This is a genomic window from uncultured Campylobacter sp. (genome assembly GCF_937997465.1).
GTDB lineage: Bacteria > Campylobacterota > Campylobacteria > Campylobacterales > Campylobacteraceae > Campylobacter_A.
On sequence record NZ_CALKTQ010000139.1, the window covers coordinates 1 to 21866 of the forward strand.

A 21866-nucleotide genomic window follows, 5' to 3' on the forward strand; every position below is an offset into this window, starting at 1 on the left:
GATGTATTTTTGGCTCGGGTCTTGTTTTACGAAGTACTTATCCTTTGGGCTGCGACCCGTAAAGATGCCCGTGTCCACCATAAAGGTGCCGTTACTGCTAACGCGTCCCTCGCCCATCGCTTTTTCAAGCTCAAAAAGCTCGTCGTAGCTTAGGTTGTGGTTGATTTTTTTGATGTCTTTAAGACCTAGTTTTTCTATTTCGTTTACCATTTTTCTTCCTTATTTTGGATTAAATTTTCGCTAAAATTTGACCGTTTGCCACGGTTTGCCCCTGCTGTACCTCGATAGACGTTACCAGCCCGTCTTTTGGAGCGTTTACGTCTATTTCCATCTTCATGGCCTCTAGCACGAACATCCTTTGTCCCTTTTTCACGCTATCGCCCACTGCGACTAGGATTTTAAACACGTTTCCAGGAAGCGTGCTTTTCACCGGCTCGCCGCTACCGCCGGTCGTTTTAGCCGGAGAGAGCTCCGGAGGCGGCATGTGCGCTACGCTTGCTGGTTTTACGCTTTTTATCTCGGCTTTGCCGTCAGCGTCTGCGACCTCGACGTCAAATTTTTTGCCGTTTACGGTGACGCTGTATTTTTCGTTTATCGGAGTTTTCGCACGCGAGGTCGGTGCGCTCGTTTCGCCTGCGTTTGCGGATTTTTTTCGGATATTTACCTTGCCTTCGCCTTTTAAAAACGCTATGCCTTTTTCCTTGCACGCCGCAGCGATAAAGATATTTTCCTCGCTAGGCTCGATGCCCTCCTTTTTGAGTAGCTCGCGCGTAAATTTAAGCGACTTGCTCTCGTCTTTATCCGCAATATCCATGGCGTGCTCTTTGGTCGGCTTTAAATTTAGCTGCTCGCTAGCTAGTTTAACCACGCTCTTATCTGGCTCCACAGGCGTTTTGCCGAAGTAGCCTAGTACCATTTTGCCGTAGCCCTCGGCGATCTTTTTCCACGGGCCAAACATCACGTTGTTAAACGCCTGCTGGAAATAAAACTGACTCACAGGCGTCACGCTCGTGCCGTAGCCGCCCTTTTGTACGACTTCGCGCATGGCAAGGATGACTTCTGGAAATTTATCCAAGATATTATTATCACGCATCATTTGGGTGTTTGCCGTTAGCGCGCCGCCTGGCATCGGGCTAAACGGGATGAGCGGGCTAACCTGCACGGCCTCTGGCGGCAGGAAATAGTCTTTCAAGCATTCACCCAGCACGCTTTCATATTTTAAAATTTTCTCTACATCAAGTCCGCCCAGATCGTAGTTTTTACCCTTAACGGCATGCAGCATCGTTAGGATATCTGGCTGGCTGGTGCCGCCGCTAACGGGGCTTGCGGCTAGATCTATACCGTCTGCTCCGGCTTCTAGAGCGGCCATATAGCATGCGACGCTAACGCCTGCAGTTTCGTGAGTGTGGAGTCTTATGTGGGTATTTTGCGGGAGGAGTTTGCGAGCCATTTTGATGGTCTCATATACTTTTTGCGGACTGGAGGTGCCGCTGGCGTCTTTGAAACAAACGCTGTGATACGGGATGCCCGCGTCTAAAATTTCGCGCAAAATCCGCTCGTAAAACGCCACGTCGTGCGCGCCCGAACAGCCCGCGGGCAGATCCATCATCGTGACGACCACTTCGTGCTTTAAGCCGTGATGAGCGATACGTTCGCCAGAAAATTTTAAATTTTCCACGTCGTTTAGCGCGTCGAAGTTTCGTATCGTGGTCGTGCCGTGCTTTTTAAAGAGCTTTGCATGCAGATCGACTAGCTCGCGGCTGCCCGTATCTAGCGTCACGGTATTTACGCCGCGGCTTAGAGTTTGCAGGTTTGCTTCAGGTCCGACCGTTTCGCGAAATTTATCCATCATCGCAAACGCGTCTTCGTTCAAATAAAAATAAAGGCTCTGAAACCGCGCCCCGCCGCCAAACTCAAAGTGCGTTATACCAGCCTCTTTAGCCGCGCTAACCGCGGGCAAAAAATCAGCCATCGCCACGCGCGCGCCGAAAACCGACTGAAAGCCGTCTCTAAAGGTAGTGTCCATAACGTCTATAAATTTTTTCGCCATTTTGCCGCCTTGTCAAATTTCAAAATCGTGCTAATTTTACCTAGTTTTAGATTAAGTGGATATAATAAAATCAAAGCATTATCACAAAAATGTTTAACGAGGGGAGCAAATGCAAGAGCGCACGCTAGAAGAGCTTTATAAAAAGCTAAAAGAATTTGATAGATTAGCGGATAAAGAAGAGTTTTTGTTTGACGAGATAAGAGACGCCGTAGAGGCGCAGGATTTGGCGTTTGCCGCGCAAATTTGCGACTTTGTACTAAACGACGAATTTGAAAAATTCGGCGCGTTTCTAAGAACCAGAGCGCTAATGTGGCTCACGGACTATATCGTGCAAAATTCAAAAGAAAGCGAGAGCGAATACCCAAATTTTGACGACTTTGTAGACTGCCTGTGGAAATTTAAATGGATCGTCTCGGGCGTCGCTCAAAGCTCTGTGATAGAAAAGGAGCTCATAGACGAGGCAAACGAAGCTATGCTGTTTTACTACGAGCGCATGGAGCTCTCGCTGGCTGCCTACTACAAGGCTTTGATGAATCAAAACATAGACATGGGCGACGCTAGAGAGGCGAAGGCAAGCTACGAACTATGGAAAAAGCTCGCCAAAGACGATATGGCCGACTGCGAAGCGTGCGAGGCATCGGGTGAGATCGCCTATTTAAATTTTGCCGGCGAGCATGCAGCGGCACTGGAGCTTGCCGCGCCGATACTCTCAGGCGAGCTAACCTGTGCCGAGGTGCCTCACACGACCTACACGCCGATACTTTTTAGCATGATAAAAACGGGCAAGATAGAAGAGGCAAAAGCCCTGCTGCCAAAGGCCGCGGCGACGATCGAGTCAAATCCTCGCGTCATAAACATGGTCGCCCCGCTCATCGAGATCGCCGTTAGGCTAGATGAGCGCGAGACGGCGCTAAACTTAGCGCGCAAGCACTCTGCGGCAATCCTTGAGGGCAACGACAATCTAAACGACCTGCGATTTTTCATCGCAGTTAGCGCGTTTGGCGACGAAAACGACTACAAAACGGCTTTGGAGCTGGCGGGCAAATTTGACGCCAGAAACGGCAATACCTACTACTCTGACTACCTGAACGAATTTTACGCTGAGTTTGGTTTTTAGCTTTTGCAGGTTAAATTTTATGGATAAATTTGGCAAATTTGACCGAGATAAATTTAGCAAATTTTACTCGCCGAGACCAGCATCTCGACGATAGTAAATTTGGCTTGGTTAATTTTAGGTTTTTTGCTTCATGTAAAAGAGATGGAGGGGGGGGTGGATGGCGCTCTGTTGGCAACTCCCAAAGGGAGTGCAAGCGCAAAGTGAGGTAAAACCGAAGCAAAAGAGCTCCTTAGCAATTTATCTGTTTTCTTTTCTTTGGGAGAGGAAGGGGCTCTACTTACGGTCTGCTTGCAGCTACGAGCGAAGCAAAGTAGAGCGTCGCCTTCCTTTGCTTCGGCTTTACCTCGCAACTGCAAAGCAGACTCTCTCCCATGCCCTCTCCAACCCCACTGCACGTGAGAGGTTGCTGCACTACGTGCAGGTTTAATTTCAGCGCTTACGCGCTTCAAATTTTAAATTTGCATTTTCAAGATGCAGATCTCGGTGGGTAAAATTTACAAATTTGACTTCAAATTTGATCGCAAAAAAGATAAGGCGAAGTATCGCGAGATGATTTTTCGAGTTTTGAAGCAAAATTGAGCGTGCGCTAGGCATATAGCCTGCGGAGCGAAAATTTTGCAAAATCTCGGAAAAGCGCTCGCGAGACAAGCCGCAACAAGAAATTTACAATTTTATTCGCTCGGCTTAGTTAGCTCATAGGAGAAATTTATCTTCTTGCTCTCATTTGGCTTAAGCGCAAATTTCCACGTTACCTTACCGTCTTTGCCGATTTCGTTTTCTTTCGGGTCGTTTTTCACGCTCACGCTTACGCTCTCATGCGTGCTAACTGGCGCTTGCTCCTCCAAAACCACGTCCCACGCGAGTTTTGAGCCGTTTTTGATGCTAAATTTATATCCGCGCGAGATCTTATTTTTCGAGCCGAAAAACGACTCTTTCGTATGTTCACCGTTGGCTTCTTTTTTCACGCTAACAAGCTCGTTTTTGCCAAAAAACTCCTTTGCATCCTCGCCCGCGGCGTAGCCTACGTACCTTTTGCCGATATTTATACCGTCAATCTTAAACTCGCTTTGCGCGCTCTCTATACTACGCTCGGGCTTAAACGCGGCTCTAACAAAAGCGCCCGCACTGCCGTAGCCGTCGATCACGAGGTCAAATTTAGCATCCAAACTCTGCTTGTCGTAGGCAAAATCAGCCGTTTCGTCCGCTTTTAGACTCACGCCCTCGATGCGCCATGCGTTTGCGAGCGCGTTTTGCTCGTTGCTCGACTGCACGTCTTTGACGCTATTTTTCTTTGCGGGCGCCCTTGCCACGGCCATATCGGCGCTCGCCTCCATCATCGGCGCGGCTGCTAGCGGCATCATATTTCGCGGCGCCGGTTTGCCTTCGTAGCGCGGATAAAATGGCGCGGGGGTCAAATTTGACGAGTAGTAAAACGGATAAAGCGCGATCGTAAGGGAGTTTAGATCGATACCTAAAGGATTTGTCATGGTCAAATTTTGCGAGATTTCGACCTTGCCTTTTGCGACGTCGGCATGGATTTTATTTTTCAAATTTACGCTAACGCCCACGGGATAGGAGATCTTGACCTGTTTTGGGTCGCATTCGAATTTCAAATCAAGCTTTTGGAAATTTTTAACCTCGGCCGCGTTCATTTTCTTTTTCAGCTCGTCTATTTGCTTTTTGGTTTGCGAAATTTGGGCTAGATTTTTTAGCACGGCTTCGTAAAATTTATCGCCGTCGGCGTCCAAATTTGCGACGCTTTGCTCTTTAAAGGCCGGAAAATTATTTAAAAAAGCGTTTTTGGAATTTAGTGCGTTTAGCTTGTCGTTTAGCTCCTCAAGCTCTTTTTCGTTTTGCTTAAATTTAGCGTAGGCCTCGTTTTCTGCGGGCTTTGCTTCGTTTAAATTTAGACTTAGAAGCTCGCACGACGCAGCCACGTCGATATCCTCAAGCCCGACGAAATCGGGCAAATTTAGGCTAAATTCGCTTTTTTGGTCGGTGAAGTTTTGATGGATAAATGAGGCGTTTTTGTAGATTTCTATCAGGTTACTTTCGGCGCTCGCTATCAGCGCAAACGCCGAAACTAAGGCTATCTCTCTCATTTTCTCTCCTTTGGGTAAATTTAAGAGATTATAGCCTTACAAAGATAAATTTTAGCCTAGCAAGATGATCGTAAAGATGATCAGAACTAAAATTTGTATCGCGATAAAGGGCACCACGCCGCGGTAGATGTCGGACGTCTTGACCTCTGCCGGCGCCACGCCTTTTAGATAAAAGAGGCTAAAGCCAAACGGAGGAGTGAGAAACGAAGTCTGTAAATTCATCGCGATAACGATGGCGAAATATAGCGGATTTATGCCTAAATTTACGGCAATCGGCGCCAAGATCGGTAGCACGATATACGAAATCTCGACGAAGTCTATAAAAAATCCTAGCGCAAAAATCGTAATCATCGCTAAGATAATAAAGCCCCATTTTTCTCCCGGCAAACTAGACATCACTTCTTCAACTATCTCGTCGCCGCCGGTGTAGCTAAACACCATCGAAAATGCTGTCGCGCCGATAAGGATAGTAAAGACGACGGCCGTAGTTTTGACGCTCTCTTCGAGCGCTTCTTTTAGCATTTTAAACGAAAAAGTCCTGTAAAAAAGCGAAAGCACGATCGCGCCCACGCAGCCAAACGCCGAGCTCTCCGTCGGCGTAGCGATGCCTTCAAATATCGAACCAAGCACCAGCACGACGAGCACCAACGGCGGCAAAATCGCAAGTATAGCGTTTAAAATTTGCTTTGATTTAGGCACGTCGCTTTCGACGACGACCGGCGGCGCGTAGTCCTTTTTCACGTAAGAGATGATAAGGATATAGGCTATATATGCGCCCACGAGCGCAAGACCCGGATATATCGCCTCGCGGAAAAGATCGCCGACTGGCACCGTAAAGACGTCGCCAAGAATAATAAGCACAATGGAAGGCGGGATGATCTGTCCAAGCGTTCCCGAAGCGCAGATAGTGCCGCAGCCTAGAGCTTTGTTGTAGTTGTACTTTAGCATCACGGGTAGGCTCATAACGCCCATAGCTACGACGCTAGCGCCCACAACGCCCGTAGATGCGGCTAATAGCGCGCCCACTAGCACGGTACTGATCGCCACGCCGCCGCGAATCTCGCCGAATAAAAACGCCATAGACTCGAGCAATCTCTCGGCCAGCTTGGTCTTTTGTAAAATAATGCCCATAAAAACGAAAAGCGGCACGGCGATGAGGATTTTATTTTCCATTATCGAGTAGATGCGGTAAGGCATGAAGTTAAAGGTCTCTTTAAAAATCTCAAGCCCGCCCATAAAGCCGTTACCGTCGCCAAAGCTCTCGACCATACCGCCGATGAGTCCGAAAATAACGGCTATCGCGCCAAAGGTAAATGCGACGCTAAAGCCGATAGCAAGCATAAAAAGCGCGGCTAAAAACATTACTATGCCGGTCATTTTCCCTCTCCTTGTTGCGCGGTTTTGCTTAAATTTGCGTCAAATTTGCCCGTTTCGCTTAAATTTGAACGAGCGTCCAGATAGACGTTTAGCCACTTTATAAAGTAGCCGACGCTAAAAAATATAAGTAGCCAGAAGCTAAACGGGATAAAGGCCTTGATAACCCAGCGATACGGCAAACCGCCCGGATCTGCGCTACCCTCGCCGCTCTCGTACGCCTCCACGACGTAGTCCCAGCTCAGCCACGCGACCAAAAGCGCAAGCGGCAGGATAAAAAGGATAACGCCCGCCATATTTATGAGCGCCCTTTTCTTTACGCTCATCTTTTCGTAAAATATATCCACTCGCACGTGTGCGTCGTCTTTTAGCGCGTAGCTCATGCCAAGCAGGATAATGATGCTAAAAAAGTGCCACTCAAGCTCTTGAAGGCCTACGTTGCCGTATTTGAAAAAATATCTCGCCGTGACGTTAAAAAAAACGTCCGCGATCATCAAAAACATCACAAAGATACAGACGTAGCCCACGACATTGCCGACTTTATCGAAAAACCTCTCTACTTTTTTTAAATTTCGTTCCATTTAACTCCCCAAAATTTGTCTTATCATTATCGCCAAAATGCAAATCGGCGCGACGAATCGCAGTAAAAAATACCAAATTTCAAAAACCGCCCTACCCATATACGGTAAAAATAGCTCCTCTAGGCTGCCTCTTTTCATCGCGTAGCCGACAAATACCGCTATCACGATACCGCCCAGCGGCAGCATGATATTTGAGCTAAGATAGTCCAAAACGTCGAAAAATCCCTTGCCGAAAAAGGTGAGCGCGTCTTTAAATTCTGCGATGTTTGAAAGCGCGCAAAGCGTGCCCAGGCAGTAAACGCAAACGCCTACGATTGCGATAGCGCCCAGGCGAGGGATCTTAAACTCGTTGATGAGATAAAAAACGAGCGGCTCGACCATCGAGATAGCCGACGTAAGCCCCGCAAAAATAAGCGCGGTAAAAAATGTAAAGCTTAAGACGTTTCCCATCGCCCCTAGCTTAGCAAACAGCGTAGGCAGCGATATAAATGCAAGCCCCACGCCCTGGCTAGGCTGCTCGCCGTACTCAAAAACGAATGTAAAAACAATAAGCCCAATGACGACGCTAACGATGATGTTTAGCGCGACGACGTAGAGCGAAGAGGTGAAAAGATTGGTCTTGTCATCTAGACTCACCGAATACGTCGCGATCGCGCCGATACCAACGCACATCGTAAAAAACGCTAGCCCAAGAGCTACAAACACCGCCTCGCTCGTAATCTTAGAAAAATCGGGCACTAGCAAAAACTCCGCCGCCTGCGAAAATCCGCCCATCTGCATCGAGTAAATCAGCATAAAAATAAGCAGTAAAAAAAGCGTCGGCAAAAGCCATAAATTTATGCGCTCGATACCGCCTTTTATGCCCTTTGAGAGGATGAAAAAATAGGCCGCGAACGCAATACTAAAGTATAAAATTTGACCCGAGATGTCAGAGCTTATAAATTTGCCGAAATTTTCGCCCGAAACCGCGATACTTTGCGGAAGCTCGCCAAGAGATAAGACCGAATACCTAATAACCCAGCCGATGATGACCGTATAAAACGACGCGACCAAAACGCCCGTTATCATTATGACGCCGGCGTAGCCCCAAAATTTGCCGTTTTTAGGAGCAAGCGAGCGAAAGGCGTTAACGGGATCGGCGTTTGAAATTTTACCCATCGCCATCTCGGCAAAAAATATACTAAGCCCGACCGCAACGGCAAAAACAAGATACAAAAGCACGAACGCCGAGCCGCCGTTTGCGCCGACCATGTATGGAAATTTCCACGCATTGCCAAGTCCGATAGCAGCGCCCACGATGGATAATATAAATCCGATTTTAGAAAATTTATCGCTTGCCACGCTTAGCCCCTTAGCGCATTTATCGTGATGATGACGATGCTGATGGGAGCTACGAATCTAATCATAAAATACCAAATTTCAAAAACCGCCCTGCTCATATACGGCCCAAAAAGTATGTAAAGCGCGTCTTTTTTGATCACAAAGCCGACGAAAATCGACACTGTGATACCGCCGATTGGCATGATGATGTTTGAGCTGAGAAAATCAAGGCAGTCAAAAAAGCTCTTGCCAAAAAATACCAAATTTTCTTTAACGCCATCTATGCTTGAAAGTATGCACAAAATGCCCATGCAGTAGATAAAAGCGCCAATTAGCGCGAGGGCTTTTTTACGAGAAAAGCCAAACTCGCGGATGAGATAGTGCGTGAAAGGCTCCAGCATCGAGATGGCCGAGGTAATGCCCGCAAAAAGCAGTGCCGAGAAAAATGCAAACGCAAGCACGTGTCCGAGCGTGCCCAGCTTCGCAAATAGCGTCGGCAGCGAGATAAACACTAGTCCCACGCCCTGACTAGGCGTCGCGCCAAACTCAAATACAAAGGTAAAAATAACAAGTCCCATCAAAATACCCATCACGACGTTTATCACGACGATGATGATCGAGGAACTAACTAAATTCGTATTATCAGGCAATGACGCGGAGTAAACGATAATAACGCCAACGCCCAAAGATAGCGTAAAAAACGCGAGTCCAAGCGCGGTAAGAATGCTACTTACGCCCAGTTTTGAAAAATCGGGAACCAGCAAAAATTTAGCCGACTGCACGAAGCCGTCCATCGTAAACGAGTAGCTAAGCATGATGATAAGTAAAATAAGAAGCGAAGGCATCATCCATACGTTTACGCGCTCGATGCCGCTTTTTATGCCTTTTGAAACGATAAAAATGCAGAGAAAAAATACGATCGTGAAGTAAAAAATTTGAGACGCGGCGTCGTTAGCGTAAAAGCTGCCGAAAATTTTCTCCGAAGCCTCGACATCCTTTGGCAGCTCGGTTATTACCATAACTGCGTATTTTAGTATCCATCCGATGATGACCGTGTAAAAAGAGGCGATGATGATCGCGCCTATCATCGTAAAACCCGCAAATTTCCATGCTTCTTTATGCTTTGGTGCAAGTTTTTTAAAGGCATTTACGGGGTCGGATTCGGAAAGCTTACCGATAGCTATCTCGCCGAAAAATATCGCAAGTCCGATAAAAAACGTCATAAAAAGATACAAAAGCACGAAGGCCGAACCGCCGTTTTGGCCGACTAAATACGGGAATTTCCACGCATTTCCAAGCCCCACCGCAGAGCCCGCGACGGCTAAGATAAAGCCGATTTTAGAAAATTTATCCTGCGCCAAATTTAACCTTAGTATTTAAAATTTCAGAAGCGAGGCTAGCATAAAAAAGCTTTTAAAATTCTAATTTTTAAATAAATTCGTAGAAAAACGAAACATCGCTGAAATTTTTTGTAAATTTGTAGCACTACAGGGCGGCAAATTTGACGAGTAGAAATTTTATGAAAATTTTTCTCGGTTTTAAGTAACTCAAAGCTAAATTTTTATAAAATGCGCTCTCAAAGCTTCAAAGTAGGGGTCTGATCCGAAATGGCTTAAATTTACAAGGAGACTTTATGAAAAAAGTTGTTTTCTTAATGATGGCTTTTGCTAGTTTCGCGTTTGCGGACGGCGGCGAAATGCTAAAATCTTACTCTGTTCTTGCAGCAGCAGTTGGTCTAGGCCTAGCGGCTCTTGGCGGCGCTATCGGTATGGGAAATACCGCATCTGCGACAATCTCAGGCACAGCTAGAAACCCTGGCGTAGGCAGCAAGCTAACTACGACGATGTTCGTTGCTCTTGCGATGATCGAAGCTCAAGTTATCTACGCGCTAGTTATCGCGCTAATCGTTCTTTACGCAAACCCAATGTTATAATCTCGGGCGGGTTCATCCCGCTCTTTGCTTCTTTTTAATCTACGTGCGACCTTGGTGGAACGGTAGACACGCTACTTTGAGGTGGTAGTGCCGAAGGGTGTGCGAGTTCAAATCTCGCAGGTCGCACCATAATTCTTATTTAATTCCAACAAAAATCTTCCAAGCCATCAATGATTTTCCAACTTCAAAAACACTGATTACATCAAAACAAGTCGATATTATTCGCTAGAATCATGTTCTTGCACTAGTGTCTCCCATTACCCCTAAAGAGTCAAATTTGCTGCGAATACTCAAAATACTTGAGATTGCTTTGGTACTGCATTTCTCATAAGAAGCGAATCGCATCTTTACATAGCAGACCAGCACAACCAAATTTAAAAGGAAGTTTTTGCAAAATTTGAAATAGTTTTTACTAAGTTTTACCGCTTATAAGCTTCTCGAATAACCACAAAAATAAATTTAAGTTTTAAAATCGATAAAAAAGTAGCCGTCTAGCAAGATAAATTTAATCCTCTATTGCTAGTATCTAAATTTAAAAACAAGTGCAAAACGATAAGGAATGAAATAAAAATCTAAAATTTAATCAGCAAGCGCCCGAAGTCAGTCACAAAATTAAAAAAGCAACCGACCTCTTATAAAAGGCCAGTCACTTAAATTTACCTCGGAGCCAAACGTCAAATTTAAAAATTTGGCTACGAACTGTGTCCTACATAAAGACTGGTATCGTCGTATTTTTAAGGAAATACCTCGAAGTACCGCTCAAAAATATCTCCAAAAAGCCGTTTTCGCCGTATCTGCCCGCTACGATAAGATCAAATCCGCCCTCTTTAGCGCTTCGCAGCAATGCCTCGCCCGGTACCGAAGTCGTGCTCACGACCTCGTAAGTCGCCTGTATGTCGTGCAGTTTTAGGTACTCTTCTAGCTTTTTTAGATTTTCCTCTGCGCTACCGTCGCCAGAGTGCGGCATGCAAGTGATACAATGCACTTTTTTAGCTTTTTTTAGCAGCTCGATCGAGCTGCTCACGGCGCGAGAGTTTTGCGTCGAGCCGTTCCAGCTAACTAGGATATTGTCGGCCTTAAAGCTCGTTATGCGCCTTGGTATTGTGATAGCCGTTTTGCCGCTTTTTAGCACCGCTGCTTCAAAAGTGCCGGTGATCTTACCGTCAAGCGGTACTGCGGCAACTACCATATCGCAAAATTTAGACTCCTGTTCGACCACTACGCTTCGCTTGCCGCTTTTAGTAACAAATTTAGCCGTCGTTTTGCCTTCGATCGGCTCGTCGCTAACCTTAACATCAAGCTCTTCGCAAAGTTTATGAAAAATAGTCTCATTGCGTTCGTGTTCGACGCCAAGCTCAGCTTTCGCCGCCTTCAAAAACTCATCGTAAAGAACTCCGCCCCTAAGCGTCATTTTCATATTATAAACAACGCCTGGATCTAGCTGGCAAGCCAAAATCTCGATGTGGCTATTAAAATGCTTAGCGACCAGTAAAGCCCCTCTGATACGCTCTTTTACGTCGTCGCCCGCGCCGATTGGGAAAAATATTTTTTTATACTGCATCGGTTCTCCTTTAAATTTATTGCGCTAGAGAAAGGGAAATTTTGTGCCCTTTTTGCTCGCTGATTTTTACTTTGACCTTATCGCCGGCTTTTAGAGGCGTTTTGATCTTTGAGATATGCAAAAGCCCGTCCACGCCGCCCGGAAGCCCGATAAAAGCGCCAAATTCTACTACGCTTTTTACCTCGCCCTCAAATTCGTCTCCGATATTAAACTCAGGCGTCTTGTGAGGTTTGCCGTCTCTGCCGCCTCTTTTGCCGCCAAAGCCCTTGCCGCCGTCTTTTGAGACGATTTGTATGATATAGTCTTTAGCTGCATCTACGCTTGATTTTTGCGCGCCGGCGATCTTTACCTCGCCTTTTTCGCGGTCGAGGTCGATGGCGACGTCAAATTTTTCAATGATCTCTTTTATCGTTTTGCCGGCTTGTCCGATGATGTCCACGATCTTGCCCGGATCAACGCTAAAAAGCTCTAGTTTAGGCAGTATGTCTTCATTTACGGAGATATTTTCGTTTGCTTTTTCCATCAAATTTAATATATGCAGCCTGCCCTCGCGCGCCTGCAAAAGAGCCTCTTTTAGCACGTCAAGGCTGATACCGCCTAGCTTTATATCCATCTGAAGCGCGGTTATGCCGTCTTTGCTACCTGCGACTTTAAAGTCCATGTCGCCGTCGTGATCCTCTAGCCCCATGATGTCGGTTAGTACGGCGTACTTATCGCCCTCAAAAATTAACCCCATCGCGACGCCCGCGACTAGTTTTGGCGTATCGACGCCGGCAGCTCTCAGCGCTAAAGAGCCGCCGCAAACGCTAGCCATCGAGCTTGAGCCGTTACTTTCTAAAATTTCGGACACGAGTCTGATAGTATAAGGCGAATTTGCGTCGATGCTAGGCGCAAGCGCGCGTTTAGCGAGATTGCCGTGACCCAGCTCGCGTCTGCCCGGAGCCTTTAGCGGGCTAGCTTCGCCGACGCTAAAGCCCGGAAAGTTATAGTTAAACATAAATTTATCCGTCACGGCGCCTTTTTCCGTTAACATATCGTACATCTGCGCGTCGCCGTCGGTGCCTAGAGTCGCGACTACTAGAGCTTGCGTCTGGCCGCGGGTAAAAAGGCAGCTGCCGTGAGCGTTTGGCAGGATATTCGTCTCGATGCTAATCGGGCGAACCTCCTTAAGCCCTCTGCCGTCGGCGCGAACGCCCTCGTTTATGATCTGCTCGCGGACGATTTTTTTCTTAAATTTAGCTAGGACGTTAGAGACGACCTCCTCCCCCCAGCCCTCTTTTTGAGCTACTTCATCGGTCAAAATTTGCTTAGCAATCTTGGTTAGTTCGCTAGCACGCTCGCTTTTGGCCATCTGATTTATCGCGGCTTTTACGTCATTTTTATAAAATTCGTTTAGATAAACGGCAACGCTCTCGTTTTCAATCTCGGGTTTTAACTCGAGCTGTGCGTCTTCTTTTTTATGCTGGCTAAATGCCTCTTCATAAGCGTTTGAGGCGCGAAGTATAGCCTTGCCCGCCTCTGCAATCGCCTCCACGATGAGATCTTCGCTAAATTCGTTCATGTCCTGCATCGCTATCACGCCGCCGCCTAAATTCGGATCCATCATAGGATCTAGCGCGATAGGCATTATTTCGTCTTTTTCAGTCGCAATACTTCTCATCTCGATCATCAAAAGCTCGTCTTTTACGCCCGCAACATAAAGATCCAGGGCAGAAGTTTTTAGCTCGGAGTTGCTAGGATTTATTACGAATTTATTATCTATATATCCCACGCGAACGCCGCAAACGGGCGCATTTACCGGAATGTCGCTAAGATAGAGTGCTACCGAAGCCGCATTTAGAGCGACAACTTGCAAATCAACCTCGGGATCGCAAGATAGCACCATAACGACGATTTGCGTCGGATATGCATAGCCTTTTGGAAAGAGCGGACGAAGCGAACGGTCGATGATACGAGAAGTTAGTGTCTCAAAATCCCCCGGCTTAGTCTCTCTTTTTACGTAGCCGCCCGGAATCCTACCCGCTGCGTACGTTTTTTCGATGTATTGCACTGTTAGCGGTAAAAAATCCTCGGTAACTTGCGTATCCTCGCGAGCGACGGTGGCCAAAACGACGGTATTTTTTACGCGCAAAAGCACCGCGCCGCTAGCTTGCTTGGCGACCTTGTTTATATCGTAAATTTCGACTTGATTATTGACTTCTATTGAATACTGCATGTCCTGATATCTCCTTGTTTTTGTAATGGTATATAAAACGGACTCTCCTCTAATATGGAAAGCACGGTTTCGGGTTTTGGTTCGATTTTGTTTTCGTAGTAAAAATCCACTTCGATAAAATTTGCGATCTTATGCACGGCGTAAATTTCATCCACCAGCGGCGCAATAGCTGCGGCGACGTCGGTAGCGATGAGCGGCGTGGCGTAGGTGACTGATTTTACTCGCTCGCGCATGAGCGTTTTTAGGCAGGTTAGCGCTGTAAGACCCGTCTCGCAGCCCTCATCGACGAGCAGGATATTTCTATCCTTTAGATCGCCGATTAAATTTCCTTTTCTAAATTTATATACGTTTTTTAGGATTTTTTCGTCATATTTGCGATCCGCCTCGCCATAAACGAAATCGTAACTAATACCAAAGCTCTTAATCAGCTCATCGTTTAGCACCACATCATCCTTTTCGCTAACCATCGCGATCTCACACTCTGGGTTATTCGGCGCAAGAATACGTTCGCAAAACAACATCTCATAGCTCAAATTTAGCCCGCGAGCCACTCTATCGACCATGATAACAGAGTCTATAGAGCTACATATTATCAGATATTCGCCTGCAACCAACTCCTTCTTGGGCAAAATTTCGAGCAACTTTTCGGCTGCTTCGAGCTGGTTTTCAAACACAAGATCCCGGTAATCGCTCATCAGCTACCTTGTGTCGTCTGTCCTACTGAAAAGTCGTAATGCACGCCGCCCATCGGATAGAAATTTATAAAGAAGTAAACACCTCTTGATTTTTTGGCGGCCGTTCCGCTCGTGGTCGTCGTAGGCTCAAGCTCCTCTTCATAGACAAACGTGTAGTTCCAGCACTTTCTGCGGTGAGAGACGCCTAGTTGCCACTGCTTGTTATAGTCGCGCTCAAGGTCATACTGAGTACCGCTAAATAGCCTATAGTTATGCGGAAGCTCGACGTAGCCGTTTAGGTGCAGATAGTTTTGCTTTTCCTGCGCATTTTTTCTTTGCATTGTGTGCCAGAGGCTAGCGCCGAATTTATCATGCGTATAGCTTGCGCCGCTTTGAACTTTTTCAAAATATTTATTTACGTGCGAATACTCAAGTCTGTTGTAAAAAGACAAATTTGGTAGCGGATACCAACCGATGATATTTTTCAAATTTGAGCGCTTATTTTCTTTAGTGTAATAACCCTGCGAAATCGTATGACGTAAAATTTTCCTACCGTCTTCGTTAAAGAAATACTGCGTCGCTCTGGCCGAAACCTCGTCTCTAGTGTGCTGAGGATTGATAAAGCTCTGATATTTTCGTCCAAGCATGTCGTAGACGTATACGTTGCCGTCATCTTCGGCCGTCTCGTATCTGTCTGGCAAGTCACCTTCATTATATGCTTTAACCACGTAATCTACGCCCAAATTTAAACTATGATAAAAGCTCTCGTAAGCCTTAGCTAGATCTGTCTGGAGAGAAAATTTATGATAGTTTTCTATATAGTTTGCGCTCCTATCCTCATCTCCTGTCGGACGGTACATTTTCTTTGCATAATCTACGTGTGTAGCGTACAAATAGTGATAATAGGAAAATTTAAGATAATCGTCCGCTAAAGGCAGATGAAATGAAACCGGCAGATTAAATTCGTACTGCGTCGCTTTTACGCCGATTTTTCTCGTGTAGTTATGCGAGTGGAGATCGACGGAGTAAAGCACGTTCGGCAGGATAAAACTATCGGTAAATTTATGATATTGAAAGCTCGGGTACTCTTGAAGCGTATCTTTATTTTCGTTCGGACTACCGATTTTTGAGGTGTCCGTGTAGTACCTCGCATATGCGCCGAAATAGTGCTTGTCGCTACTTAGAAAATAGTTTAGTTTTGAGGTTACGAGGGGGTTGTCGTCGCTACCCGAGCCTCGTTTTTTCAAATTTATATAGTCGATATCGTTTAGCGCCGTCGCATCGAGCCACAAGCCCTCTTGTAAATCCTCGTTTATCAGGTGTTTGACGAGCTTGTCGCGCTCATATTTTACGTCAGCGCCCTTATGCGTTTTATTTTTTAGCGGGAGTCTTAGCGAGTTTTTCTCGATCTGTCTTTGGCGATAACCATCAGTATCCTTAAATGCGCCAAGCGTCACCGAGCCTCTAGAATAAGGCGAGTCGGCAAACCTAAACGTGCCGTATATGCCCGTACCGCGCCTAGTGCGAATTTGCGGATCAAACTGCAAGTCCCAGCTGTCGTATTCGGCGATATAGATAGGCTGTTTGTAGTAAAATCCGTCGCTTTTGCCGTAACCAAACTCCGGCGGTAAAAGGCCGGTGCGTCTGCGAGTATCGGTTGAAAAACCAAAATACGGCAAATAAAATACAGGTACGTTTCCAATGTAAAATACCGGATTAAAAAGGTGTAAAAATTTGCTCTCGCGATTTAGCTTGCCGCTACTAAATTTGATCTTCCAGTCTGGGTCTTGGACGTTGCAGCTCGATACGACCGCGCCATTTACCTCATAAAATTTAGACGTACTGTTACTCTCGTCACTTTGCATCCATACTTCCATATCTCGGTTCATCATAAATAGCGTTTCGTAGCTACTATCTTTACTATTTAGGTCGATCTTTGCGTATGAGCAGCGCGAGATTTCGTCCTTGTTTCTTATCAAATTTACGTTACCAAAAAGCTCCAAGATCTCTTTTTGCTGATCGTAAACAGCTCTATCCGCGCTCATCAAATAATCTTGCGAATACACAAGCACGTTTTTATCTGCAGTAACTATACCCTTATCGCGTTTTACGTCATCAGCCAAAAGCTCGAAATTTTGAGCCGCAAAGCAACTAAAAGCCCCAAACATTAATAACAAAAAAATTCTAGTAAACATTTATAACTACCGTTTTCGCGGCTTTATCTTGCCACGTTTGAAATAATGGATTTGAAAACGCCCATGCAAAACCTAGGAAAAATGCGTTTTCACCGATGATGCGAACCAAAGATCGAGTGAGAGAATTTAGCAAGCCTGGCTTATCGAGCAGATCAATATCCACGCACACGATCTTCATCGCGACCTTGCCGATACTAGCGCCGCAATACCACGTAAAAAACGTCTGATAAATAACCTCGAGCAAAACGATCTGCGGTATCATTTCCATAGCTAGCGCACTGATCTGCTCATAGTCCAGCCCATCAAATTTTTCGTAGTATACGGCATAAAACAAAACCGAGATTAAAAACTTATCTATCCCCCACGCGACGGCTCTTTTACCGACGCTAGCGAGCGTGATATTTTCGTTTTCGAGCTTGTCTATGACGCTCCTTCTCATTCGCGCCCTTTTAGCATTTGCCAGGCGATATCTCTTCGGTACCGCGCGCCGTCAAATTCTACGTTTTCGCAAAGCTCATAGGCCTTTTGCTGTGCTTGTTTTATACTTTTGCCAAGCCCCACGCACACGAGCACTCGTCCGCCGTCGGCATATATCTCGCCGCCCTGTTCGCTCACGCCGGCAAATGCTATGTGCGAGTTTTCAGGCACGTTTTTTATGCTAATTTTGGCCCTAGGCGAGCTTGAAAAAGGATAATTTTTACTAGCCATTACGACTCCGACAGCAAATTCGTCTTTTAGCTTCACGGGCTTTAGATCGCCTTTTGCCGCATTTAATAAAATTTCGCCCAGGTCGCCATCTATTAACGGCATTAGCACTTCGCACTCAGGATCGCCGAAACGCACGTTAAACTCAAGTACGTACGGCACGCCCTTAACCACCATAAGCCCCACGAAAAGCACGCCGCAGAAAGGATTTCCCTCGGCTTTCATGCCTTTTAGAGTCGGTTTTACGACCTCTTCTTCGACCTGTTTTATTAGCTCGGGGCTTGCTAGCGGACTAGGAGCGTATGCGCCCATGCCGCCGGTATTTGGTCCCTCGTCGTTATCTTTTAGGCGCTTATGATCTTGCGCTACCGGCAAGCTAACGAAATTTTCGCCGTCGCAAATCGCAAAAAAGCTAAGCTCAAATCCGTCTAAAAACTCCTCCACGACCACGCGTTTACCCGCCTCGCCGAAGCTCTCTCCGCTTAGCATATCGCGAGCCGCGGCCTTTGCTTCCTCGCGGCTTTGCGCGATTATCACGCCTTTGCCCGCGCACAGTCCGTCGGCCTTAACGACGACCGGAGCGGTAAGAGAGTCGATAAATTTAGCCGCAGAATCGCAATCATCGGTATTTAGATAGGCCGCCGTTCGGATAGCATTTCTAGCCAAAAAGTCCTTCATAAACGCCTTACTACCCTCAAGCCTGGCCGCAGCCTTGCTCGGCCCGAAAATATTTAAATTTCGCGCCTTAAATATATCCACGACGCCGTCGCTTAACGGCGCTTCGGGACCTACGATAGTTAGCTCTATTTGCTCTGATTGGGCAAATTCTGCGAGCTGATTATAGTCTTTGATGTTTAGATTTGTGCCGAGCTTTGAGGTAGCTCCGTTTCCTGGAGCAAAGAAAAGCTCGTGTTTGCGGGATTCTTGAAGTTTTAGAGCTATTGAGTACTCGCGCCCGCCGCTTCCGATTATCAAAATTTTCATAATTTCTCCAAAAATAAAAAACCCAAGTGAGCGGTGCGCATATAAGTGGCCCGAAAATTCAAAGCCAACCTTGCAAATAGGCGGTTCCTTTAGGTCGCAACTTCTCGCGCTCGCACGCTCAAACGAAGCCACGTCACACAGTTCCGCACATCTTCGCCGATACTAATGTGTTGGACCCTGTAAAAATACGCTGCCAAATCACTCAGGCAAGGTTATTATATAAAATTTTAGCTTAAAGTAGCGTTTTTGCGAGGCTTACGCAGGAATTTATATTTTGCTGAGCACTCACTACGGGCGAGGTAAAAATTTCTAGCTCTTTTGCCGTCGTAAGCCCGATAGCAACGGCTTTATAGCTCACATCCCAGCCGAAATTACGAGTAAAATTTCGTACCGCCGAGGGAGCCGTAAAAATAATCACGGAGTTTTTGGGCGGTTTTTGCTCCTCGTTAAGCGGTTTAAAAACGTTTTCGTAAGCGATTATCTGCGTCAAATTTACGCCGCTTTCCCGCAAAATTTCGCCCACGCTCGAAGCCGTCTCACGCGCTCTTAAAAATAGCGTTTTTTTGCCTTTTAGAAACGGTGCGATCTCGGCGGCAAAGTCGTTTCCGTGAGCGTTTTTTGCAGTGTAAATTTGAGCGAAGCCAAACTCGCTAGCCGCGCGGCTAGTGCCTTCGCCGATGGAGTAAATTTGCAAACTAGCGGGCGAAATTTGATTAAATTTTAGTGCGTTTACGGAGTTTTTGGAGGTCAAAACCAGCACGCCAAATTCGGCCAAATTTACGCTAAATTTATTAAATTTGATCTCGTTTAAAACCAGCGTCTTTACGCCCTCAAATTCCAAATTTGACCCGACCAGATAGATCATTTTCGCCCTTAAATTTATGATTTTGCGTCCGAATTTTACCGCAAATCCTTAAAATTTAAAAGCCGTAGCCAAAAAGCAAATTTTACTTTGCTACGTTGCGCCTATTTAGATACTCTTTTGCCTTTTGTTTTAGCGCTTTATACAGTTTGCCGGCATCCTCTGCGCCGTATTTTTTCACGAGCCCATTGTGAAAATCGCCTAAATTTTTACTCTCAAACGCGATTTTCCTAATCTCTTGCTTTTTAACCTCGTCTATCTTGAGCGCGAGCTGCGATTTTGTCGTATTTTCAGCTTTATTTTTTGCCTCGTTTTGCGGTGCGGGAGCTTGCTTTGATTTTTGCGGCGGACGCTTGTTTGATAAATTTTGCCCTTTCCCATCCGCTTTAAGATCCTCGCTAGAAGCCTTGAGGCTCAAATTTTGCTCCGCATCTTTCGGGTGCTCGGTAGGATCGAGATTCTCGCCTAAATTTGACTCTACACCCTTAGCTTCTTGTAAATTTCTCTCCTCGTTTGCTGCCGCACCGCTTTCGCTTTCCAAAGATTGCAATTTTAGAGACTCCAAATTTTGATCTACTTGAGAGCGATTTTCTAAATTTTGCTCTTTGCCCGAAACGCTCTGAGCGTGCAAAATTTCGCCGTTTACATTTGACTCGGTTTGCGATTTTTCTCGCTCACTAAATTTTTGCTCGTCGACTTTTGTAGCCGTGCGCGATTTTGCAGAATTTGGCGCTGCGATACGCTTTACTTCGCCTTTTTGCGAGTTTTCTATTTGAGGTTTTTTGTAAATTTTCCTCGCATCCTCTTTTAACGCGTTATACACGCCGGCACCGTTTTTACTGCCGAATTTTGAAATAAATTTCATATGAAGCTCGCTGAGGCTACCTGAGTTTCGTATCAAGATCGCGATTTCGTCTTGATTTTCTTCGATGAGCTGCGCCGTATGCGAGCGGTTGAAGTCAAATTTGAGTTTATGAAATTTGCCGCCGTTTTTATCTTGTTTATTAAAAAACTCTATCACGTCGTCGTAAAATTTATCGTTACTGACGATGTAAATTTTGTCTTTTTTGTGCGAGAGTTTGCCCATTAAAAACGTAATTATTTTATCGGCATAGTCCTTGTGAGCGCTTTCTAAAAGTATGATTTTTATTTTGATTTTTCGCGCCAGAAACCACGCCAAAACGGAGATGCTTAGCTTTTGTCTATTGTTGGTTACGATATAAATTTTATCTTTTTGTCCTAGCTTTTTTAGCGTTGCTAGATTATCTACGCTTATATTTTCGTCGTCTATTATAAATCTTGCCATATATTTCCTAAACGAGTCGGGGCAATCGCCCCGAAACTCTACATCTTATCTTTTGTTACGATGAGTAACATTTTAAATTTTTCCGGGATCTTTAGCCCGTGCGGGATTTTACCCGGAAGCACGATGGTATCGCCCTTTTTGATATCAAAATGCTCGTCGCCGATGGTTAGCTTCATCTCGCCGTCAAGCGCGACCAGAAGCGCGTCGCCCGGAGCCGCGTGAGTGGAGAGTTGTTGGTCCTTTGAAAACGACAGTAACGACATCGAGCCGCTTTCGTTTTTGACGAGCGTTTTGCTCACGATTTTGCCTTCTTCGTATTCGACTGCGTCCACTAGGCTAAAAATAGCCGCCTTAGGTAAATGATCTATCATTAAGTCCTCCTTAAAATCGATTGAGACGTATTTCGTCGGTTCGTTGAAAACTAGTTTTCGCCACACTTTTTTCTCTATGAGGCAGGCCTGTTCGCCGCCTAGATGCATTTGCTTTTCGCCGTAGTGCAAACTCGCGCCGCCCTCTACGACCCACGCGAGACTGTCACAAAATAGCATCTCGTGATCCAGCTCCTCGCCCGCGTCAAAGGCAAACACGTCGACGTGAGCGTTCTCGCAATCAAAAATTCTCTTGCTAACGACGCTTTTTGCGATCACTTTCGTGTCGGAGTTTAGATTGTAAATTTTACTCATTTTTCTTCCTTTCGTAAATTTACGCGTCATTGTAGCTAAAATTTTCGGACGATTTATTGATAAGGATTATCTCTTATTATTAAATTTAAGTCGGTTTGAAATGAAATTTAGGCGCAAAAACGCCTAAATTTTACTCCCACTCTATCGTTGCAGGCGGTTTGCTCGAGATGTCGTAAACTACGCGGTTGATGCCGTCTACTTCGT

General features: G+C 45.9%; 19 protein-coding genes and 1 tRNA gene. 3 read left to right on the forward strand and 17 right to left on the reverse strand.

What is annotated here, in order from left to right; all coding sequences use genetic code 11:
- Both Q0546_RS04280 and Q0546_RS04285 read right to left on the reverse strand, forming a co-directional pair.
- On the reverse strand, positions 1-210 hold a 210-nt coding region (locus tag Q0546_RS04280), incomplete at its 3' end, for a phosphoenolpyruvate carboxykinase (ATP) (protein WP_298790836.1).
- A gap of 19 nt (positions 211-229) precedes the next feature.
- Positions 230-2050 (reverse strand): biotin/lipoyl-containing protein, encoded by a 1821-nt coding sequence (locus Q0546_RS04285; protein ID WP_298790838.1) that lies wholly within the window; start codon positions 2048-2050, stop codon positions 230-232.
- 109 nt (positions 2051-2159) lie between these two features.
- Here Q0546_RS04285 and Q0546_RS04290 point away from each other — a divergent pair, with 109 nt between their 5' ends.
- Complete coding sequence (locus Q0546_RS04290) at positions 2160-3167, forward strand: hypothetical protein (protein WP_298790840.1); 1008 nt, start codon at positions 2160-2162, stop codon at positions 3165-3167.
- Between the two features lie 671 nt (positions 3168-3838).
- Here Q0546_RS04290 and Q0546_RS04295 read toward each other — a convergent pair.
- From Q0546_RS04295 to Q0546_RS04315, 5 genes are read right to left on the reverse strand one after another with little or no spacing between them, the layout of a single operon-like run.
- Positions 3839-5269: a DUF4139 domain-containing protein gene (locus Q0546_RS04295; RefSeq protein WP_002952680.1), complete on the reverse strand. Its 1431-nt coding sequence runs from the start codon at positions 5267-5269 to the stop codon at positions 3839-3841.
- Positions 5270-5320: 51 nt separating this feature from the next.
- On the reverse strand, positions 5321-6646 hold the full coding sequence (locus Q0546_RS04300; RefSeq protein ID WP_298790843.1) for a TRAP transporter large permease subunit: 1326 nt from the start codon (positions 6644-6646) through the stop codon (positions 5321-5323).
- Positions 6643-7224, reverse strand: coding sequence for a TRAP transporter small permease subunit (locus Q0546_RS04305; protein ID WP_298790847.1), 582 nt, complete (start codon positions 7222-7224; stop codon positions 6643-6645). Before Q0546_RS04305 ends, Q0546_RS04300 begins: the two co-directional genes overlap by 4 nt.
- Positions 7225-8565, reverse strand: a complete 1341-nt coding sequence (locus Q0546_RS04310) for a sodium-dependent transporter (RefSeq protein WP_298790849.1) — start codon at positions 8563-8565, stop codon at positions 7225-7227.
- A 2-nt stretch (positions 8566-8567) separates the two neighbouring features.
- The gene (locus tag Q0546_RS04315; protein ID WP_298790851.1) at positions 8568-9905 is read right to left on the reverse strand and encodes a sodium-dependent transporter; all 1338 of its coding nucleotides are present in this window, start codon (positions 9903-9905) and stop codon (positions 8568-8570) included.
- Positions 9906-10177: 272 nt separating this feature from the next.
- Here Q0546_RS04315 and Q0546_RS04320 point away from each other — a divergent pair, with 272 nt between their 5' ends.
- Both Q0546_RS04320 and Q0546_RS04325 read left to right on the forward strand, forming a co-directional pair.
- A complete protein-coding gene (locus tag Q0546_RS04320) occupies positions 10178-10477 on the forward strand; it encodes a F0F1 ATP synthase subunit C (protein ID WP_122862636.1) in 300 nt (99 codons plus the stop codon).
- Between the two features lie 45 nt (positions 10478-10522).
- Positions 10523-10606, forward strand: a tRNA-Leu gene (locus tag Q0546_RS04325).
- 577 nt (positions 10607-11183) lie between these two features.
- On the opposite strand, the gene Q0546_RS04330 is transcribed toward Q0546_RS04325, so the two are convergent.
- From Q0546_RS04330 to Q0546_RS11960, 10 genes are all read right to left on the reverse strand, one after another.
- The gene (locus tag Q0546_RS04330; RefSeq protein ID WP_298790854.1) at positions 11184-12038 is read right to left on the reverse strand and encodes a universal stress protein; all 855 of its coding nucleotides are present in this window, start codon (positions 12036-12038) and stop codon (positions 11184-11186) included.
- A 16-nt stretch (positions 12039-12054) separates the two neighbouring features.
- The gene (locus Q0546_RS04335; protein ID WP_298790856.1) at positions 12055-14253 is read right to left on the reverse strand and encodes a polyribonucleotide nucleotidyltransferase; all 2199 of its coding nucleotides are present in this window, start codon (positions 14251-14253) and stop codon (positions 12055-12057) included.
- Entirely contained in the window at positions 14238-14948 is a 711-nt protein-coding gene (locus Q0546_RS04340) for a phosphoribosyltransferase family protein (RefSeq protein WP_298790858.1), read from the reverse strand. The genes Q0546_RS04335 and Q0546_RS04340 overlap by 16 nt, the downstream gene beginning before the upstream one ends.
- Entirely contained in the window at positions 14948-17122 is a 2175-nt protein-coding gene (gene lptD, locus Q0546_RS04345; RefSeq protein WP_298790860.1) for an LPS assembly protein LptD, read from the reverse strand. Before lptD ends, Q0546_RS04340 begins: the two co-directional genes overlap by 1 nt.
- Positions 17112-17561: an RDD family protein gene (locus Q0546_RS04350; RefSeq protein WP_298790862.1), complete on the reverse strand. Its 450-nt coding sequence runs from the start codon at positions 17559-17561 to the stop codon at positions 17112-17114. The genes lptD and Q0546_RS04350 overlap by 11 nt, the downstream gene beginning before the upstream one ends.
- Positions 17558-18811 (reverse strand): phosphoribosylamine--glycine ligase, encoded by a 1254-nt coding sequence (gene purD / locus Q0546_RS04355; RefSeq protein WP_298790864.1) that lies wholly within the window; start codon positions 18809-18811, stop codon positions 17558-17560. Before purD ends, Q0546_RS04350 begins: the two co-directional genes overlap by 4 nt.
- Positions 18812-19043: 232 nt before the next feature.
- Entirely contained in the window at positions 19044-19676 is a 633-nt protein-coding gene (locus Q0546_RS04360; RefSeq protein WP_298790866.1) for a uroporphyrinogen-III synthase, read from the reverse strand.
- Positions 19677-19758: 82 nt separating this feature from the next.
- Positions 19759-20979 carry a PIN domain-containing protein gene (locus Q0546_RS04365; protein WP_298790868.1) on the reverse strand — a complete coding sequence of 407 codons (1221 nt, stop codon included), beginning with the start codon at positions 20977-20979 and terminating at the stop codon, positions 19759-19761.
- Between the two features lie 38 nt (positions 20980-21017).
- Positions 21018-21662 carry a cupin domain-containing protein gene (locus Q0546_RS04370; RefSeq protein ID WP_298058175.1) on the reverse strand — a complete coding sequence of 215 codons (645 nt, stop codon included), beginning with the start codon at positions 21660-21662 and terminating at the stop codon, positions 21018-21020.
- A 130-nt stretch (positions 21663-21792) separates the two neighbouring features.
- A partial coding sequence (locus Q0546_RS11960; RefSeq protein WP_366519250.1) for a hypothetical protein occupies positions 21793-21866 on the reverse strand: 74 nt, incomplete at its 5' end.

Excerpts from the sequence above, each read along its gene's own strand:
- purD (WP_298790864.1), bottom strand. The coding sequence starts at position 18,811 with ATGAAAATTTTGATAATCGGAAGCGGCGGGCGCGAGTACTCAATAGCT.
- Q0546_RS04290 (WP_298790840.1), top strand. The coding sequence starts at position 2,160 with ATGCAAGAGCGCACGCTAGAAGAGCTTTATAAAAAGCTAAAAGAATTT.
- Q0546_RS04295 (WP_002952680.1), bottom strand. The coding sequence starts at position 5,269 with ATGAGAGAGATAGCCTTAGTTTCGGCGTTTGCGCTGATAGCGAGCGCC.
- Q0546_RS04350 (WP_298790862.1), bottom strand. The coding sequence starts at position 17,561 with ATGAGAAGGAGCGTCATAGACAAGCTCGAAAACGAAAATATCACGCTC.
- Q0546_RS04335 (WP_298790856.1), bottom strand. The coding sequence starts at position 14,253 with ATGCAGTATTCAATAGAAGTCAATAATCAAGTCGAAATTTACGATATA.
- Q0546_RS04370 (WP_298058175.1), bottom strand. The coding sequence starts at position 21,662 with ATGAGTAAAATTTACAATCTAAACTCCGACACGAAAGTGATCGCAAAA.
- Q0546_RS04340 (WP_298790858.1), bottom strand. The coding sequence starts at position 14,948 with ATGAGCGATTACCGGGATCTTGTGTTTGAAAACCAGCTCGAAGCAGCC.
- Q0546_RS04320 (WP_122862636.1), top strand. The coding sequence starts at position 10,178 with ATGAAAAAAGTTGTTTTCTTAATGATGGCTTTTGCTAGTTTCGCGTTT.
- lptD (WP_298790860.1), bottom strand. The coding sequence starts at position 17,122 with ATGTTTACTAGAATTTTTTTGTTATTAATGTTTGGGGCTTTTAGTTGC.
- Q0546_RS04365 (WP_298790868.1), bottom strand. The coding sequence starts at position 20,979 with ATGGCAAGATTTATAATAGACGACGAAAATATAAGCGTAGATAATCTA.
- Q0546_RS04360 (WP_298790866.1), bottom strand. The coding sequence starts at position 19,676 with ATGATCTATCTGGTCGGGTCAAATTTGGAATTTGAGGGCGTAAAGACG.
- Q0546_RS04305 (WP_298790847.1), bottom strand. The coding sequence starts at position 7,224 with ATGGAACGAAATTTAAAAAAAGTAGAGAGGTTTTTCGATAAAGTCGGC.
- Q0546_RS04300 (WP_298790843.1), bottom strand. The coding sequence starts at position 6,646 with ATGACCGGCATAGTAATGTTTTTAGCCGCGCTTTTTATGCTTGCTATC.
- Q0546_RS04330 (WP_298790854.1), bottom strand. The coding sequence starts at position 12,038 with ATGCAGTATAAAAAAATATTTTTCCCAATCGGCGCGGGCGACGACGTA.
- Q0546_RS04285 (WP_298790838.1), bottom strand. The coding sequence starts at position 2,050 with ATGGCGAAAAAATTTATAGACGTTATGGACACTACCTTTAGAGACGGC.